This is a genomic window from Halostella sp. PRR32 (genome assembly GCF_034808085.1).
GTDB classification, from domain to species: domain Archaea; phylum Halobacteriota; class Halobacteria; order Halobacteriales; family Natronoarchaeaceae; genus Halostella; species Halostella pelagica.
The window spans coordinates 1-297 of sequence record NZ_JAXHGL010000052.1; the positions used below are offsets into that span (position 1 = coordinate 1).

General features: G+C 66.7%; 1 protein-coding gene. It reads right to left on the minus strand.

Features of this window, described 5'->3' with window-relative positions; all coding sequences use genetic code 11:
- Nucleotides 1-297: hypothetical protein (locus SM753_RS20360; protein ID WP_323192903.1), on the minus strand; the 297-nt coding region annotated here is incomplete at both ends.

Sequence of the window (297 nt, forward strand, 5' to 3'; positions counted from 1 at the left end):
GCCGTCGGCGATCGTCGCCCACGCCTCGCGCACCTTCTCGTGGTGGACAAACTCGCCGATCATGTCGTTACGCACTTGCGCGCGCTCGACCGCTGCGAACAGTTCGTCACGCTGGCGGGTGTCCTCGTCCTTGCCGCTGTCGAGCCCGGCGGCAATCGCCTCGGGATCGGCGTCGCCACCCGATCGGAACTCCGAACTGTCGCGGATTTCCTGCGAGGTCATTCGCTCGGTCGCGTACTGTTCGAGCGACCGCTCGATCATGGCGTCGACCTCCTCCTCGCTGGCGCTCTGCTCGTC